The sequence below is a fragment of the Leptospira kemamanensis genome (assembly GCF_004769665.1).
Classification (GTDB): domain Bacteria; phylum Spirochaetota; class Leptospiria; order Leptospirales; family Leptospiraceae; genus Leptospira_A; species Leptospira_A kemamanensis.
Window position 1 is genome coordinate 1 of the sequence record NZ_RQGG01000005.1, and the last position, 15,596, is coordinate 15,596.

18 protein-coding genes and 1 tRNA gene are annotated in these 15,596 nt (G+C 38.6%); 15 read left to right on the forward strand and 4 right to left on the reverse strand.

The window, feature by feature from the left end:
- Positions 1-679 precede the first annotated feature (679 nt).
- A tRNA-Leu gene (locus EHQ59_RS00490) sits at positions 680-761 on the reverse strand.
- A 106-nt stretch (positions 762-867) separates the two neighbouring features.
- On the opposite strand from EHQ59_RS00490, the gene EHQ59_RS00495 reads away from it, so the two are divergent.
- Both EHQ59_RS00495 and lysS read left to right on the forward strand, forming a co-directional pair.
- Entirely contained in the window at positions 868-1,506 is a 639-nt protein-coding gene (locus EHQ59_RS00495) for a hypothetical protein (protein ID WP_135617229.1), read from the forward strand.
- Positions 1,507-1,516: 10 nt separating this feature from the next.
- Complete coding sequence (gene lysS / locus EHQ59_RS00500; RefSeq protein WP_208652301.1) at positions 1,517-3,001, forward strand: lysine--tRNA ligase; 1,485 nt, start codon at positions 1,517-1,519, stop codon at positions 2,999-3,001.
- Between the two features lie 190 nt (positions 3,002-3,191).
- On the opposite strand, the gene EHQ59_RS00505 is transcribed toward lysS, so the two are convergent.
- On the reverse strand, positions 3,192-3,596 hold the full coding sequence (locus EHQ59_RS00505; protein ID WP_244245302.1) for a hypothetical protein: 405 nt from the start codon (positions 3,594-3,596) through the stop codon (positions 3,192-3,194).
- Positions 3,597-3,797: 201 nt separating this feature from the next.
- Between EHQ59_RS00505 and serA the strand changes: the two genes are divergently transcribed.
- The 13 genes from serA to EHQ59_RS00570 all read left to right on the forward strand — a co-directional run bounded on the left by serA (position 3,798) and on the right by EHQ59_RS00570 (position 12,992).
- Positions 3,798-5,021, forward strand: a complete 1,224-nt coding sequence (serA, locus tag EHQ59_RS00510) for a phosphoglycerate dehydrogenase (protein ID WP_135617232.1) — start codon at positions 3,798-3,800, stop codon at positions 5,019-5,021.
- A 23-nt stretch (positions 5,022-5,044) separates the two neighbouring features.
- A complete protein-coding gene (locus EHQ59_RS00515; protein ID WP_135617233.1) occupies positions 5,045-5,821 on the forward strand; it encodes an MBL fold metallo-hydrolase in 777 nt (258 codons plus the stop codon).
- A gap of 45 nt (positions 5,822-5,866) precedes the next feature.
- Positions 5,867-6,259: an MAPEG family protein gene (locus tag EHQ59_RS00520; RefSeq protein ID WP_135617234.1), complete on the forward strand. Its 393-nt coding sequence runs from the start codon at positions 5,867-5,869 to the stop codon at positions 6,257-6,259.
- A gap of 17 nt (positions 6,260-6,276) precedes the next feature.
- Positions 6,277-7,050, forward strand: a complete 774-nt coding sequence (locus EHQ59_RS00525; protein ID WP_135617235.1) for an endonuclease — start codon at positions 6,277-6,279, stop codon at positions 7,048-7,050.
- 99 nt (positions 7,051-7,149) lie between these two features.
- The gene (locus tag EHQ59_RS00530; protein WP_135617236.1) at positions 7,150-8,535 is read left to right on the forward strand and encodes a dihydrolipoyl dehydrogenase; all 1,386 of its coding nucleotides are present in this window, start codon (positions 7,150-7,152) and stop codon (positions 8,533-8,535) included.
- Positions 8,532-9,563 carry an oxygen-dependent tRNA uridine(34) hydroxylase TrhO gene (gene trhO, locus EHQ59_RS00535; RefSeq protein WP_135617237.1) on the forward strand — a complete coding sequence of 344 codons (1,032 nt, stop codon included), beginning with the start codon at positions 8,532-8,534 and terminating at the stop codon, positions 9,561-9,563. The genes EHQ59_RS00530 and trhO overlap by 4 nt, the downstream gene beginning before the upstream one ends.
- Positions 9,564-10,481 carry an ABC transporter ATP-binding protein gene (locus tag EHQ59_RS00540; protein ID WP_135617238.1) on the forward strand — a complete coding sequence of 306 codons (918 nt, stop codon included), beginning with the start codon at positions 9,564-9,566 and terminating at the stop codon, positions 10,479-10,481. It abuts the gene before it with no gap.
- Between the two features lie 2 nt (positions 10,482-10,483).
- A complete protein-coding gene (locus EHQ59_RS00545) occupies positions 10,484-11,254 on the forward strand; it encodes an ABC transporter permease (protein WP_135617239.1) in 771 nt (256 codons plus the stop codon).
- Positions 11,238-11,525, forward strand: coding sequence for a BolA family protein (locus EHQ59_RS00550; RefSeq protein WP_244245303.1), 288 nt, complete (start codon positions 11,238-11,240; stop codon positions 11,523-11,525). Before EHQ59_RS00545 ends, EHQ59_RS00550 begins: the two co-directional genes overlap by 17 nt.
- 11 nt (positions 11,526-11,536) lie before the next feature.
- Positions 11,537-12,208, forward strand: a complete 672-nt coding sequence (locus tag EHQ59_RS00555) for a glutathione S-transferase family protein (protein WP_135617240.1) — start codon at positions 11,537-11,539, stop codon at positions 12,206-12,208.
- A 1-nt stretch (position 12,209) separates the two neighbouring features.
- On the forward strand, positions 12,210-12,434 hold the full coding sequence (locus EHQ59_RS00560; protein ID WP_135617241.1) for a BolA/IbaG family iron-sulfur metabolism protein: 225 nt from the start codon (positions 12,210-12,212) through the stop codon (positions 12,432-12,434).
- Between the two features lie 2 nt (positions 12,435-12,436).
- Positions 12,437-12,745 carry a Grx4 family monothiol glutaredoxin gene (gene grxD, locus EHQ59_RS00565; RefSeq protein WP_135617242.1) on the forward strand — a complete coding sequence of 103 codons (309 nt, stop codon included), beginning with the start codon at positions 12,437-12,439 and terminating at the stop codon, positions 12,743-12,745.
- 4 nt (positions 12,746-12,749) lie between these two features.
- On the forward strand, positions 12,750-12,992 hold the full coding sequence (locus tag EHQ59_RS00570; protein WP_135617243.1) for a glutathione S-transferase N-terminal domain-containing protein: 243 nt from the start codon (positions 12,750-12,752) through the stop codon (positions 12,990-12,992).
- On the opposite strand, the gene gshAB is transcribed toward EHQ59_RS00570, so the two are convergent.
- Together gshAB and gshA are read right to left on the reverse strand one after the other, a co-directional pair.
- A complete protein-coding gene (gene gshAB / locus EHQ59_RS00575) occupies positions 12,985-13,989 on the reverse strand; it encodes a bifunctional glutamate--cysteine ligase GshA/glutathione synthetase GshB (protein WP_135617244.1) in 1,005 nt (334 codons plus the stop codon). The two genes, EHQ59_RS00570 and gshAB, sit on opposite strands and share 8 nt — an antisense overlap.
- Positions 13,990-13,993: 4 nt before the next feature.
- Positions 13,994-15,595: a glutamate--cysteine ligase gene (gene gshA / locus EHQ59_RS00580; protein WP_135617245.1), complete on the reverse strand. Its 1,602-nt coding sequence runs from the start codon at positions 15,593-15,595 to the stop codon at positions 13,994-13,996.
- Position 15,596 lies beyond the last annotated feature (1 nt).

Sequence of the window (15,596 nt, forward strand, 5' to 3'; positions counted from 1 at the left end):
ATATAAGAGCAGTTACTTTCTAAAGAAAAAGTTACAAATAATTTTTACATTATTAAATGAAGGTCTACAAAAGCAGTTATTTGATAATCTCAAAAATGATAATGAGTCTGTAGCAGTAGCAGATTCAGTAGTATTATATAGTAGTTCATTAAGAGCCAATAAATTCAGGTCTAGAAGATACAAAACTGGAACAGCTTCTATATATTTGAGTAATAGTTTGGGAGGGGATCAGAAAGGGACGTTAGTACATACAGTTGGTATTAATGGAGGTATGTCCTTTTATAAATCTATTCCATTAAATAATCAGGAATACTTAGAGAAGGACTTAGATGATAAAATACCTAAGAACGTAAAGTTATACACTGACGAAGGTTATACGTTTATTTGGGACAGACCTAATCATAAAATGGTTAATCATTCTAAAAGAAGTAATGACCATAGATACAATATGAGTAGAGAGAGGTGGGTAACAAAAGAAGGAGTTTCTAGTAACGGAGCCGAAGCTAGGAATAATTTATTAAAGCAGTCATTTAGAAGCTATGGGTTTGTAAGTCCTAAATGGTCACAACTTTACTTAAATGAGATTAGCTTTTTGGGGAATGTTAGATTTGTCCCTGAATTGAGGGAAGTTTTGACGGGGGGAATGGGTGAGGGTTTTGTGTGGGAAGGTGATACCTACTGCTCGAAGGGGGACTCGAACCCCCACACCTTGCGGCACTACCACCTCAAAGTAGCGTGTCTACCAATTCCACCATCCGAGCGGGTGTGTATGTAGGACAGGTTAGGAAAACGGGTTCTTTCGTCAAGGAGATGAATTTTCTCTTGTCACTTGCCCTTAGTTTTCAGTAGGTTGTAGGGGTCATCAGTATGCAAGTTTCCGATTTAACCTTTCGTTTCAAATTACTCTTTTTAGGGTTCTTATCACCTGTCTTCATTTCGTTAGGATTGTTATTTTCTAGTCCCTATTGGTTGGCAACTGACGCACCTTATCAAAAATCAGATGTTGCGGTTCTCGAAATCACAGATACCCTCCCCACCAAAAAGCAACTGAAAGCAATATCCACACTGTATGCAAAATCAGATTTCAAAAAACTAATTCTTGTTAGCAAGGAAGACAAAACTCAAAACCAATTGATTGGGCCCTTTGAGATGGATCAAAAAACCAAAGAAATCCTGATTTCCAATGGAATTCCAAGTGCTCAAATGGTGACGGTTTTGATTCCCCTATCCAAAATGGGTGACACAGACGAGGCATCCAAAAACCTATTAAAAATAGCTGTTTCTGACAACTTAGGGTCAATTTTGCTTCTGACACGTGAGTTTGAAAAACGACGTGTTCTGAATATTTACAAAAAAACACTCACCAGTTTGCCCGTGAAGGTCACAGCGTACAGTTTTCCCTCTGAAATTTCTCGATCCAATTGGTTTTTGTCGGAATCGGGTGTAAAAGAAATTTCAATCGAATTCGTACGTTATATTTATTCTTACATTAGAGGTATCCTTTAACATGGATGAAATTAAAGATTCAAACGAACTCATCGAACAACGAATTCAAAAAATAAACGATTTGAAAACAAAAGGGATCAACCCTTACCCACTCCGTTTTTTTCCAGATGCAAATTCCAAATCTTTACTCGATTCCTTTGATCCAAACAACACGGAAAAAAAATCCTTCAAATTAGGAGGACGTTTGCATGCAAAACGTGTGATGGGAAAAGCTAGTTTTGCTCATTTAAAAGATGCAGAAGGTCTCATCCAATTGTATGCAACTCGGGATGACCTTGGTGAAGAAAACTATTCCCTTTTCAAATCCCTGGACCTAGGTGATTGGATTGGAATCGAAGGTTGGCTTTTCCAAACGCAAAAAGGGGAAACCACACTTCACTTAACAAACGTTCAACTACTTGCAAAATGTATCCGCCCTCTTCCCGTTGTAAAAGAAAAAGACGGTGTAGTTTACGATGCGTTTTCCGATGTAGAACAACGATATCGAATGCGTTATGTGGACCTTGTTGTGAATGAAAACGTACGCGAAACGTTCAAGATGCGTTCTCGTATCATTTCGGAAATCCGAAAGTTTTTAACGAACGAAGGATTTTTGGAAGTGGAAACTCCAATGATGCAACCCATTGCTGGAGGAGCAGCGGCAAGACCGTTTGTCACTCACCACAACACTCTCGATATGGAATTATTCCTCCGCATCGCACCAGAACTTTATCTGAAACGCCTCATTGTAGGTGGAATGGACCGAGTGTTTGAACTCAACAGAAACTTTCGAAATGAAGGAATTTCCACCAAACACAACCCTGAATTTACCATGATGGAAGCCTATATGGCGTTTGGTGACATGGAAACTATGTTGTCTCTTACAGAAAGGATGATTGTTTCTGTGGCCCAATCCATTGGAAAAGGTTTAAAATTTGCTTATGGAAAAGACCAAATAGACCTCACTCCTCCTTGGAAGCGAGTCAAATACATTGATATCATCAAGGAATATTCAGGAATTGATTTTAGCCAAATTGTGGATGTAAAAGAAGCAATCGAAAAAGCGAAATCCAAAGGTGTTGATTCTTCTGATTCCGTTTCCATATGGAAAGTATGTGATGACGTGTTTAGTTCTCTTGTGGAACCTCACCTCATCCAACCGATCTTTATCACAGATTTTCCGAAGGAACTCTCCCCACTCGCCAAATCAAGAGAAGACGATCCAAAATATGTGGAACGTTTTGAACCTTATGTTGCCGGTAGAGAGATTGGAAACGCTTTTACGGAGTTAAACGATCCTTTTGACCAAAGAGAACGTTTTGAAGAACAAGTGAAACAAAGGGAAGCTGGGGACGACGAAGCCTTTATGATGGATGATGATTACATTCGTGCACTCGAATATGGGCTTCCTCCTACCGGTGGACTTGGAATTGGAATCGATCGCTTGGTGATGTTACTGACTGACTCTCATTCTATCAGGGATACAATTTTATTCCCTCTCATGAGGCCAGAATAAAGCCACACCTGATTGAAACCTCTCAAACGATGATAGGTATAAAAAAACCTCTCCTGATCAATCGATTTTGGAGAGGTTTTTTTTGGATATTCAATGCAAAGAGTCACTTAACATAAGGCTTTCTATTCTAGCTTTTTTACGAACACCGAGGAATCGAAATTCCGCGATATTCGAAAAAAACACTGCCCAATTAACGTTTGTTAATATTGAGTTTTGGTTCTGATTCGATCACTCGGATCAGTTTTGACAAATTCGTTTGGAAACTAGAAGTTTGGCTTGCCGTCAATTGGTAATTGATGGTTTCCCTTCTGTTGGTATAACTGATGGTGATATTTTGGTTTTCGCCAATCTTAGGCAAAATCTCTTGTGTGAGAGCCGAAGTCACAACGATTGTATCGGAATAATCTGTGTTTGTTTTTTTGAGGTTGTACCACGTCTCACCTAACTTTAAAGAGACTCCAATTGGGATATCTACATCAAACGTTCCAATTTCATACATGAGAAAATAAGTTACGGCTCCCGTGCCATTATCTCGTTCCGCTTTGAAATACACACAAGGCTTTTTTCCTGAAAATACCCATAGGTATTTTTGCATACAGATGTCTTTAGAAATCGCAGTTTGTTGCTCTAAAGTCGGTTCTGGAGTCACCACAAAGGCCTTTGTTCCCGAACAGGAAACTAGGACCAAAAAAAGGAGGAAAATGGAGGAAATTCGGGTCAATGAGAAGATTCTTTCCATGATACACCCAACCTTTTTCGAGATGCAAGGTTTGGCAAAGGAAAAAATCCTGTTCCTATGGTATCTTATCCCAAAGGAAAAATAAAAGTCCTACTTCTGGAAAACATCCACAAGGATGCATACGAACTTTTCCACCGAGATGGTTTTGATGTGACTCTCGTGAAAGATGCAATGGAAGAAGAAGAACTCGTTGCAAAAATCGCAGATGTACATGTTTTAGGCATTCGTAGCAAAACCAATGTCTCCAAAAAGGCACTGGAACATGCGAAAAAATTAATGACCATCGGCTGTTTCTGTATTGGAACCAACCAAGTTGAATTGGAAGAAGCGGAGAAAAAAGCCGTTCCTGTTTTCAATGCCCCCTATAGCAACACAAGGTCTGTCGCAGAACTTGTCATTGCTGAGATCATTATGCTCGCAAGAAAAGCGTCTGACCAATCCAGAGATGTCCACCTTGGCAAATGGAATAAAATTGCCAAAGGATGTTTTGAAGTTCGCGGTAAAACGCTCGGGATCATCGGTTATGGCCACATAGGAACCCAAGTTTCAGTTCTTGCGGAATCAATGGGAATGCGAGTGGTGTTTTATGACATTATCTCCAAACTTCCTCTTGGCAATGCAACAGCAGCACCAAGTTACGAAGACTTACTAAGACAGTCTGACTTTATCTCCTTTCATGTTCCTGAAACAGAAGAAACCAAAAACCTTTTCCGTAAAGAACATTTGCCTCTGCTTAAAAACGGATCTTATGTTTTGAATTTATCTCGTGGAAAGGTACTTGAAATTGATGCCATTGTAGAAGGGATCAAATCAGGTAAAATTGCTGGTGCTGGTGTGGACGTATTCCCGGAAGAACCAAAATCAAATGATGATCCTTTTGTAAGTGCACTCCAAGGACTTCCAAACGTGATCCTCACTCCGCATATCGGTGGTTCTACGGAAGAAGCACAAAAAAACATTGGAACTGAAGTAGCTGAAAAACTGTTAAAATTCATCAATAATGGATCAACTACATTCTCCGTGAACTTTCCCAACATTGAACTTGGTAGTTTGAAATCGGGATACCACCGTATTTTAAACATCCACCAAAACCAACCAGGTTTCCTAAGGGATATCAACTCCATCATTTCTGATATGGGTGGAAATATCCTCACACAAAACTTAAGCACATCAGCTAACATTGGTTACTTAAGCATGGAAATCGACAAAAACTTGGGTGATGAATTAAAAAATAAAATCAAAGCTCACAAACATTCGATTCGAACAAGAATCCTCTATTAAAAAATGGGAAGGATGGAATCCTAATGATTGAAGTCCTTCCCATTTTCACGAACTCTCCCCTTCGCAATTATAGTTATCTTATTTTCTCCCATAGAACCGGTGAAGTGTATTGTGTGGATCCATATAATGCACCACTCCTACTCAATCAGATTCGCAAATTAGGTTTAAAATTAGAAGGGATACTCAATACGCATGAGCATGGAGACCATACTCAAGGAAATTTAGAATTAAAAGAAGAAACGAAATGCCTTGTGTATGGACACAAGAATGCAAAAGGAAAAATACCAGGCCTAGACAAAAGCTTAGAAGAAGGTGAAATTTGTTTTTCCGTAGAAGGAGAAAGTATCGAGGTTTGGGATACTCCCGGACATACCTTTTCACATTTGAGTTTTGTACATCGAAATCCAAAAACCGTGTTAGGTATTTTTTCAGGAGATACCTTATTCAATGTAGGAGTTGGAAATTGTTTTCGAGGTGGGGATCCGAATACTTTGTATGAAACGATTGAAAATCGTTATGCCACACTTCCCGATTCTTGTATTCTGTATCCTGGCCACGATTATTGGGAGAATAATCTGGCCTTTTCTAAACATATTGAACCCATTCACGAAGAGAGAGAATTGTTTCAAAAAACACTTACCTCTCATTTCATTTCAACCATCGGACTTGAAAAAAAATTAAGCCCCTTTTTTCGTCGTGAATCAGAATCCATAAGAGACCGACTAACAGAAATGGGAGAAACGGTCACAGATGATCGTTCTATATTTTTAATCTTACGTAAACTGAGAGATCATTGGTAAAATTTTCATTTTACAAAAGGGAATCGCCCTTTTACTTTTAGTCAAATGACAATTCTTATCATCTGCCTTCTCCTTTCCATATTTCAAATTTATTTAGCTAAGGCTGTTGTTGCTGTTGCAATGTCCCGCGAAGGAAAAGGATACGACAACCATCATCCACGTATGCAACAATCCAAACTAACGGGTTGGGGCGCAAGGGCAGTCGCCGCTCACCAAAATGGATTTGAAGCATTCCCTATATTTGCGATTGCAATCCTTCTCAATTTAATCATTGAAGTAGATTTTTATTTCGCTGAAATCCTCGCACTCAGTTTTGTTTCCTTACGTTTTTTATACATTTACCTGTACATTGCTGATTTTTCCTTTGCACGTTCTACCACATGGACACTCGCATTTCTTTGTAATATTGGATTGTATATCTTACCATTAGTCTATTAAGTTTCTCTCATAAACCATTGAAACGAATTTCCATTTTATTTCTACTCATCTTGGTATTTGGGTTTGGTTATGTACTTTTTTCTGAATCGAATGAAGCAGAAACTAGTAGTAAAAATAGAATCACTGACTTCCAAAAAGCCAAACGCGTGTTAAAACGTTTTTACAAACAAGTTGGAAAAGATTTTTATTGTGGTTGTCGTTTTGAAAAAGATGAGGAAGAACTTGGTCGTTTCAAAATCGATCATAGCTCATGCGGTTTGGAAGCAAGAAAAGATGGAAAACGCCAAACATGGATTGAATGGGAACATATAGTTCCCGCGCATAGTTTTGGTAAAAACAGGGAGTGTTGGACCAAACCCAATTGTGAAGTGAATGGGAAATTATGGAAAGGGCGTAAATGTTGTACGGCAACAGACCCCGAGTTCAATTTGATCGAGGCAGACTTACATAATATCGTACCTGTTCCTGGGGAAATCAATGCTGACCGAGGCATCTTTCCTTTTGGTGAAATCGAAGGGGAAGTTAGACTTTATGGTGATTGTGACTTCGAAGTGAATTTCCAAAAATCAATCGCCGAACCAAAACCAGAGATTCGCGGGGACATTGCTCGCATCTATTTTTATATGGAATGGCGTTACCAAATTCCCATCCCAGATGGGAAACGCGAACTTTACCAATCCTGGCACAAACTTGACCCTCCCGATACCTTTGAAATTCGGAAAAACGAACTGGTAGAACGAATCCAGAAGGTGAAAAACCCTTTTGTGGAGGGCGAAATTCCCGTTCCATAAAGTTTTTGGCCCATTTTTCAAAACTAACGATTTCTAAAATTGCCAAAACAAAGATAGCTTCATTTACAGATTTGGGCATGTTTGGAGTCTGGAACCAGTATGAAAGAATATGACATCTTGGTGATTGGCGCGGGAGCAGGAACAAAACTCGTGACTCCGCCTTCCCAAATCGGCAAACGGGTGGCCGTGTTCGAAAAGGAAACCCCAGGAGGAACTTGCCTGAACCGGGGTTGTATTCCTTCCAAGATGGTCATTTATCCCTCGGAGCTTCTCCGACTGAGAAAAGAATCCAGACGATTCGGAATTTATGATGCGGAAGCACCTACATTCGATGTAAATTCGATTTTCAAACGAGTGAATGCGACAGTCAAATCTGACTCCAACTCCATCCCTGTCGCCTATGACAAAAATCCGAACATTCATTATTATCCAAAAAAAGTTTGGTTTCAGGCTTCGAAAATTCTAACCGATGGAGAAGAAACCTATACCGCCAAACATATCTTTGTTGTTACAGGTACAAGACCCTATATTCCAAACATTCCTGGATTAAAAGATACCCCGTTTTGGACTTCCAGAGAAGCTCTCTCCCCCGATGTTTTTCCCAAATCCCTACTCATCCTCGGTGCAGGCTTCATCTCACTGGAATTAGGTGCCGCCTATCAGGCGTATGGATGTCAAGTAACAGGTTTAACCCGAGGCGAAGTATTAAAACATGCCGACGGAGAGATCAAAAAAGAATTAAATGCACATTTACCATTCCCAATCCATACCGATTTTACCTTTTCCTCCGTGGAATACAAAAACAAAGTATTTCGTGTTCATGGAAAAAACAAGGAAGGGAACGAGGTATTCCTGGAAGCAGAACAACTGCTAGTTGCCACAGGGATCAAACCCAATACAGAAGAGTTACACCTAGAAAATACAAAAATCCAAGTGAATGCTGAAGGTTATATTCTTGTGGATGATACCTTACAAACCACAGAACCAGGTGTGTATGCATTTGGAGATGTAATTGGCCGGTATTTTTTTCGTCATAGTGCTAATTACGAAGGGGAATATCTTTTTGAACACCTCTTTGGACAAAAATCACAAAAACCGATTCTTTACCCACCCATGCCGGAAGCCATTTTTACCTATCCCCAAATTGCAAGTGTTGGAAAAACCGAAGAGGAATTACAATCGGAAAACATTCCTTATTACAAAGGTGTGAATCCCTATTCCTCTAGTGCCACAGGAATGGCTCGTCTGTCCCATTCTGGTTTTGTCAAAGTCCTCGTTTCCAAAGAAACCGAACAATTACTAGGTGCCCATATCATCGGAGAAGAAGCCGCAAATTTACTTCACCAAATTCTGATGGGTATGTATTTAAAAGCAACACTCGATGATTATTTGGGAATGATTTATATCCACCCTGCTATTTCCGAAATCACAAGGAATGCCTTTCGAAAGGTTCGTGAACAAAAACTGAAAGAGGGAAAACTATGAAAAAATTTTTATTCAATCGATATGATAAAGAAACACTGAAAAAAAAAGTGTTAGAAGACAAACGAGAAAGGAGAGTGATTTCCTTCTATCGTTATGTGAAAATTGAAGACCCAATTGAATTTCGCAACCGACTCTATGATACCTTTGATGATTTAGGAATCCTTGGAAGAATTTATTTAGCAAACGAAGGCATCAATGCTCAATTTTCGATTCCGATTGAAAACTACCAAGCTCTTCGTTCGTTTGTGGATACTATCCCTGAATTAAAAAATATCTACTTCAATGATGCCGTGGAAGATAAAAAGGAAAGTTTTATCAAACTTGCCATTAAAGTAAGAAAAAAAATTGTCGCGGATGGTTTAGACGACACCCAGTTTGATCCCTCGGATGTAGGAACTCATCTTTCTCCCCTTGCCTTTCACCAAGCACTGGAAGAAGAAGGTGTGATCGTAGTGGACCTTCGCAATAATTATGAATCAGAAGTGGGTCATTTTGAAAATGCGATTTTACCAGATGTGGGAACCTTTCGCGAAGAGCTCCCACTCGTCGAAAAACTACTAGAACAGGACAAAGACAAAAAGATTTTATTGTACTGCACAGGTGGAATTCGTTGTGAAAAAGCAAGTGCCTACTTAAAATACAAAGGATTTGAAAAAGTACACCAACTCCAAGGTGGTATCATCAATTATGCCAAAGCCGTCACAGACCATGGACTTACTTCCAAATTCAAAGGGAAAAACTTTGTTTTTGATGACCGATTAGGCGAACGTGTCACAGAAGATGTTTTGACGGTTTGTTATTCTTGCGGAAAACCTTCCGACCGTCACACCAATTGTGCCAATTTAGGTTGCCATGTTCTCATTGTGCAATGTGAGTCCTGTTCAGAAACATTGCTCGGATGTTGTTCCGAAGAATGTAAGGAAATTGTTCAACTTCCTGAAGAGATTCAAAAACAATTACGACAAGAACTTAGAAAACAGAAAAAATACCCAACACACCACCTAACAAGAAAGATGGTAGGAAAATAAATGACTTCATATGCAATCCAATTAGAAGGCCTCCAAAAAACCTATAAAAACGGAGTTAAGGCACTTCATTCCATAGACTTACAAGTGGAAGCAGGCGATTTTTTTGCCCTACTTGGCCCAAACGGAGCAGGTAAATCCACCACCATTGGGATCCTCAGTTCCCTTGTGAACAAAACAGGAGGCAAAGTAAAAATCTTTGGTGTGGACATCGATGAAAATCCAAACTTAGCCAAAACATATTTAGGAATTGTTCCCCAAGAATTTAATTTTGGAATCTTTGAAGCTGTGGAACAAATCCTCATTAACCAAGCCGGTTTTTATGGAATGCCTCTTAAAGTTGCCAAAGAACGAGTCCAGTATTACTTAGAGAAATTATCCCTATATGACAAACGTAAGGCGGCTGCTGGAACTCTCAGCGGTGGAATGAAACGTAGGCTTATGATAGCAAGAGCTCTCATTCACGACCCCAAACTTTTGATTTTAGATGAACCAACGGCAGGAGTGGACATTGAAATTCGAAGGTCGATGTGGGACTTTTTAAAAGAATTAAACAAAGAAGGAAAAACCATCATCCTTACGACTCATTACCTAGAAGAAGCGGAATCCCTTTGTAAAAACATAGCCATCATCGACAAAGGGGAAATCATCGAAAACACATCGATGAAAAAACTCCTCCAAAGACTCGATAAAGAAACCTTTATCATCGATTTAAAAAAATCTTATAAAACCAAACCCAATTCTAAAATATTCAATTGGATCTGGATTGATGATCATAGTTTAGAAGTCCAACTAAACCAAAAAACTTCGGTGAACGTTCTATTTGCTGAACTTACGAAACTCAAAATGGAAGTTCTAAGCCTTCGCAATAAATCAAATCGACTCGAAGAACTGTTTTTATCACTCACAGGGAAACATTGATTATGTGGAAAGAAAATTTAACCGCCTTACAAACCATCGTTCGAAGAGAATGGATTCGCATCATTCGCATTTGGGTGCAAACACTCATCCCACCTGTGATTACCATGGCACTATATTTTTTGATTTTTGGTGAACTGGTTGGACGCCAAATAGGAAAAATTGGAGAATTTACCTATATTGATTTTATCGTTCCAGGACTGATCATGATGAGTGTGATCACCAACTCATACAATAATGTGGTATCTTCTTTTTTCTCCAGTAAGTTTCAAAAAAATATCGAAGAGCTATTGGTTTCGCCCACTTCACCCTATACCATTGTTCTTGGGTATACCTTTGGTGGAGTGGTCCGAGGACTGCTTGTAGGAATTCTTGTGACTCTCACTTCTTTATTTTTTACGAACTTACAATTCAAACACCCTTTTATTATTTTTGTCACAGTAATCTTAACAGCGATCCTCTTTTCTTTGGGTGGATTTTTTAATGCATTATTTGCTAAAAAATTTGATGATGTAACGATCATCCCTACTTTTATTTTAACTCCTCTGACTTACTTAGGTGGAGTGTTTTATTCGGTAAAAAATCTTCCAGAGATTTGGCAAACCATCTCTTATTTAAATCCAATTTTGTATATGGTAAACCTTTTTCGTTTTGGATTTATTGGAATCTCAGACGTGAATTTATTTTTTTCGCTTGGGTTTATCTTATTTCTATCAGTATTACTCTTTTTACTCAATGTTAGGTTAATGAAAATAGGTTATGGAATTAGAAACTAAACAAACTAGAAAACAAAGAATGGAAACTGTGTTACAGGAAACCTTCCACCCCAAAGAACTTTTGGTAAAAGATGTTTCTTTAGAACACGCAGGCCACCCAGGAATGACAAAGGATTCCAAAGAAACGCATTTTCGAATCAAAATGGTTTCCAGTGTTTTCCGAGGAAAATCCACGGTCGAACAACACAGAACCGTATACGAAGCACTGGGATCCGAATTCAAAAAAGGCCTACATGCTTTGGAAATGGATCTGTCATCCCCGGAAACGTGAGTCTAAGTAATATGACAAAACCAACACTGATTAGTTTCAAACTCTGCCCTTATGTCCAAAGGTCTGTAATCAATCTTTTGGAAAAAAAAGTAGATTACGAAATCAAATACATCGACTTGGCAAACAAACCGGATTGGTTTTTGAAAATTTCTCCCTTCGGTAGAGTTCCAGTTCTAGTTGTGGGTGAAGAAGTTCTTTTTGAATCTGCAGTCATCAATGAATACCTAGATGAAACAAACTTACCAAGTCTCCATCCAAAAGACCCATTACAAAAAGCAAAACACCGAGCTTGGGGAGAATTTGCCAGTGCCTTACTCGTTGATCAGTATGGATGGACGATGTCCAAGGAAGAAAAAGACTCTGAGAAAAAAAAGGAAGAGATCCTTTCTAAATTCAAAATCTTAGAATCCATTTTACCTGATCCAAAACAAGGGAAATTATTCTTTGCAGGTGATACAATGCATTTAGTGGATACGGCTTATGCTCCCTTTTTTATGCGTTTAGAATTTCTCAAACAAAAAGACAAACAATTTGATTTGGTAAGTGCGTTTCCAAAACTAAAAATCTGGAGTGAAACATTACTTTCTTTGCCATCCGTAAAGAATTCTGTTTTACCAGAAGTGCCAGAAGAATACATTGCATTTATCAAAGCCCATAACTCATGGATGGGAGGGAAACTTTAGGATGACGATTCCAGAAATCCAAAAGAAAATTGAAGAAGGTTTGCCGGGATGTAGAGTTGAGATCCTGGATCCTTACCGCGACGGGGTCCACATCAAAGCCGTTGTGACTTACAAAGGTTTTTCAGGAAAAGGGCTCATCGAACAACACCGAATGGTGTATGCAACTTTAAAAGAAGAATTAAAAGAAGAAATCCATGCATTAGCATTGGAAACTAGGAGTGAATGACCATGGAACAAGAGTTAAAAGATAAAATTGAATCTTTAATCAAATCAGAGAAGGTATTTCTTTTTATGAAAGGAACACCAGAAATGCCACAATGTGGATTTTCGGCCGGTGTTGTATCAACACTCAAACAACAAGGAATTCCTTTTGGATCGTTTAACGTTTTATCCGATATGAAAATCCGAGAAGGAATCAAAGAATTCACAAATTGGCCAACCATTCCACAGCTCTATATCAATGGAGAATTTGTAGGAGGACATGATATTACTGTCCAAATGGCCCAATCCGGGGAACTGAAGAAAAAAGTAGGATAAAAAAATGTTTCGTCTCTACCAATATGATTCTTGTCCATACTGTTACCGAGTCAGACAATCCATCGAGGCACTTGGTCTTTTGGAAGGAAAGGATTATGTGTTGGTAGAGGCTAGGAACGGAACCCCTGGCCGAGAAGAAGTGATTCGGTTAGGTGGTATTTCCCAAGTTCCATTTCTTGTGGATGGAGAGACAAAGATGTATGAGTCTCTCGACATCATTGAATATCTAAAAAATAAATTTAAGTAAATCCTAATAAATCTAAAATTTTATCTCCCACGTTTCTTGCGGTTCCAGAATACGGAAACTCGTGGATGTATAAAACTGGATTAAAATTGATTTCAAGCACTGCATAATGTTCAGGATTCGGTGTTTCGGTAATGGCACTGGATATGATATCAATCCCACAAATCTTTGCACTCGCTGCTTTTGCCGCATGTAAGGCAATGGTTTTGAACTCTGGATGCACGATATCCGTCACATCAATCGAATCACCACCCGTTGAAATATTAGAATTTTTTCGAAGAAACACTTGTTCGCCTAATTTCGGTATCGTCGTAAAATCATAACCATATCCCGAAAGAACCAATCGTTCTGTTTCCGACATCTGGATTTTTTCGAGGGCAGTGATATGACCTTCCCCCCTTCTCGGATCTTTGTTTTTTTCGGATATCAATTCGGCAATTGTGTGAACTCCATCCCCAATGACATTCGCCGGTACGCGATTGCAAACAGCCACAACCTCGTCTCCTAACACCAAAAAACGATACTCAGGACCTTCAATAAATTCTTCAATGATGATGGAACTACTAAAAGAAAAAGCTTCTTTCACAAAATAAGTAAAATTTTCTAAAGTATCATTTGGACTGGAGATCCCAATCCCAATTCCAAAATTTGTCGTAACCGGTTTGATTACTTTTTTTCTTTTTTGAAAAAAAGAATAATCCTTTAATGCATCTTCCCTATTTGCATAATCACGACCAACTGGAACTCGCACACCATTTTCACTTAACACGAGTTTGGATGCGATTTTATTTTCCATCACGAGATAAGTCATCAAACTATCTAACCGTGTTTTACTTGCCTCTTTTACAAATTCGATGTGATTTCCTTGTTTCAGACGTAAAAAATTTTCTTTCCGATCGATCACTTCCACAGTGATGCCACGATTTTTTGCATCCCGAATGATGATTTGGGTGGAGATTTCTAAATCTTCCCAACCAGGAAGTAAAGGTTTTGGTTCCATACTTTCAAACCTCACTACAAAGTTTTAAGGGTTTGATTTGGATGGGTTTCTGATTTTTTTTCAAATGACTTCCTTCCAAAGTCTCCATCTTTTTTTGTTCGTAAATGGATTGTTCACTCATATCTTCATAGTATTTGATTCGATTGGGTGAAAGATTTTTCTGTAATAATTCTTCCTTGTGGGATTTGGCAAGTGCCAAACCAAAATCACGAAAACTGGTATTGTGAATTTTTAAATCCAATTCCGACATTGTGGCACCGAGAATCGATGGATCGTCCCATTTTTCCCATTGTGTTTCCAGAGCTCGGCTAAAAGGACCAGTTGCATCATTTTCATCCAAAAGATCCGCAATGGGTTGTAATTCGACAAAAAGTTGGTATAACATATCTCGCAAATGTATTTCTTTACCAAATAAAAATACATTGGTATCGGGTTTTCGACCAAACCAAGTGGTTACCTCTTGGTTTTTTCGCCATTGTGCCATTTCCAACAAATCTGCTCTAGGTGACTCGTTCAACATACAATACAAAAGCACCATGTGAAGGAAATAGAGCCTTGTTTCTTCTACACCAATGGCAGAAAAAGGATCCAAATCCAAAAGGCGAATTTCTAAATATTCAACCCCTCGTTCGACAAGAGCATCTACCACTCGTTCCTCACCTTTTGGTACTTGTTTGGGTCTCACAAGCGAGTAATATTCGTTTTCCAACTGCAAAACAAAATCATTTAACTGGTGAGTTGCTTTTGTATTAAATTTTTTATAAGGTGCATACGATTTCGATACAACCTGGCACATGTCTGTGGCATATTCTTTTAATGAATTGACTGAGATCGGGTAATTCCCTTGGACCTTACTTGTATACCCTATGCTCGACAATCGTAATGTAGTGGCATACGGTGCGTTTAAGGTTTTGGAATTTAGTTTTTGTAGATTCCTTAGAGACTTAGGAGCATCAATAAACGTAACATCTGCTAGGCTAGAGGATCCAAAAAGATATAATAAAGCTGGTGAAATGCGATAAAAATTACGAATTGTATCAAAATAAATTTGTGATTTGGTTTCTTTAGAAAGTGGTTTTTGAAACCGTTTTTCCGATACCACAGACAACATACAACTATCAAAGGAAATATTGTAATGAACTCCTGATATCGTTTGCATTTTTTTACCGTAACGATGACCTAATCCATTTCGATAAATCGTTTTTTTCCTACCTTCGATGGATGTTCCGTATTGACCAACTTCAATTTTACTTTCTTGGGGAAGTACTGGTGGCATACTAAAAGGCCAAAGGTATTCGTTTTTTAGATGTTTTACGGTAAAACTATGAAGTTCGGTAAGTTCTTCCAACGCATCAGGAATTGTTTTATGGATATTTGTTGCGTATTCAATTTGTGATTCAGCAAAATCGGTTTTAATCAGTGGGTGAGTCAAACTCGATCCCAATTCCTTTGGATGAGGAGATTGGGATAAAAGAGCTTTATCGCTCACTCGAACGCTTTCACGCTCTAACCCATGTTTGGCGCTAAGTAGACAATCTCTGTATTCTTTTGAAAAGAGTGCGACGGTTGAATTTTTTTGTTTTGCTTTTAATAATTTTGATTTCATC

Coding starts and splice junctions, on each gene's coding strand:
- EHQ59_RS00520 (WP_135617234.1), top strand. CDS start 5,867: ATGACAATTCTTATCATCTGCCTTCTCCTTTCCATATTTCAAATTTAT.
- grxD (WP_135617242.1), top strand. CDS start 12,437: ATGGAACAAGAGTTAAAAGATAAAATTGAATCTTTAATCAAATCAGAG.
- EHQ59_RS00550 (WP_244245303.1), top strand. CDS start 11,238: ATGGAATTAGAAACTAAACAAACTAGAAAACAAAGAATGGAAACTGTG.
- EHQ59_RS00545 (WP_135617239.1), top strand. CDS start 10,484: ATGTGGAAAGAAAATTTAACCGCCTTACAAACCATCGTTCGAAGAGAA.
- trhO (WP_135617237.1), top strand. CDS start 8,532: ATGAAAAAATTTTTATTCAATCGATATGATAAAGAAACACTGAAAAAA.
- EHQ59_RS00495 (WP_135617229.1), top strand. CDS start 868: ATGCAAGTTTCCGATTTAACCTTTCGTTTCAAATTACTCTTTTTAGGG.
- serA (WP_135617232.1), top strand. CDS start 3,798: ATGGTATCTTATCCCAAAGGAAAAATAAAAGTCCTACTTCTGGAAAAC.
- gshA (WP_135617245.1), bottom strand. CDS start 15,595: ATGAAATCAAAATTATTAAAAGCAAAACAAAAAAATTCAACCGTCGCA.
- EHQ59_RS00555 (WP_135617240.1), top strand. CDS start 11,537: ATGACAAAACCAACACTGATTAGTTTCAAACTCTGCCCTTATGTCCAA.
- EHQ59_RS00515 (WP_135617233.1), top strand. CDS start 5,045: ATGATTGAAGTCCTTCCCATTTTCACGAACTCTCCCCTTCGCAATTAT.
- EHQ59_RS00505 (WP_244245302.1), bottom strand. CDS start 3,596: ATGCAAAAATACCTATGGGTATTTTCAGGAAAAAAGCCTTGTGTGTAT.
- gshAB (WP_135617244.1), bottom strand. CDS start 13,989: ATGGAACCAAAACCTTTACTTCCTGGTTGGGAAGATTTAGAAATCTCC.
- EHQ59_RS00570 (WP_135617243.1), top strand. CDS start 12,750: ATGTTTCGTCTCTACCAATATGATTCTTGTCCATACTGTTACCGAGTC.
- EHQ59_RS00560 (WP_135617241.1), top strand. CDS start 12,210: ATGACGATTCCAGAAATCCAAAAGAAAATTGAAGAAGGTTTGCCGGGA.
- EHQ59_RS00540 (WP_135617238.1), top strand. CDS start 9,564: ATGACTTCATATGCAATCCAATTAGAAGGCCTCCAAAAAACCTATAAA.
- EHQ59_RS00530 (WP_135617236.1), top strand. CDS start 7,150: ATGAAAGAATATGACATCTTGGTGATTGGCGCGGGAGCAGGAACAAAA.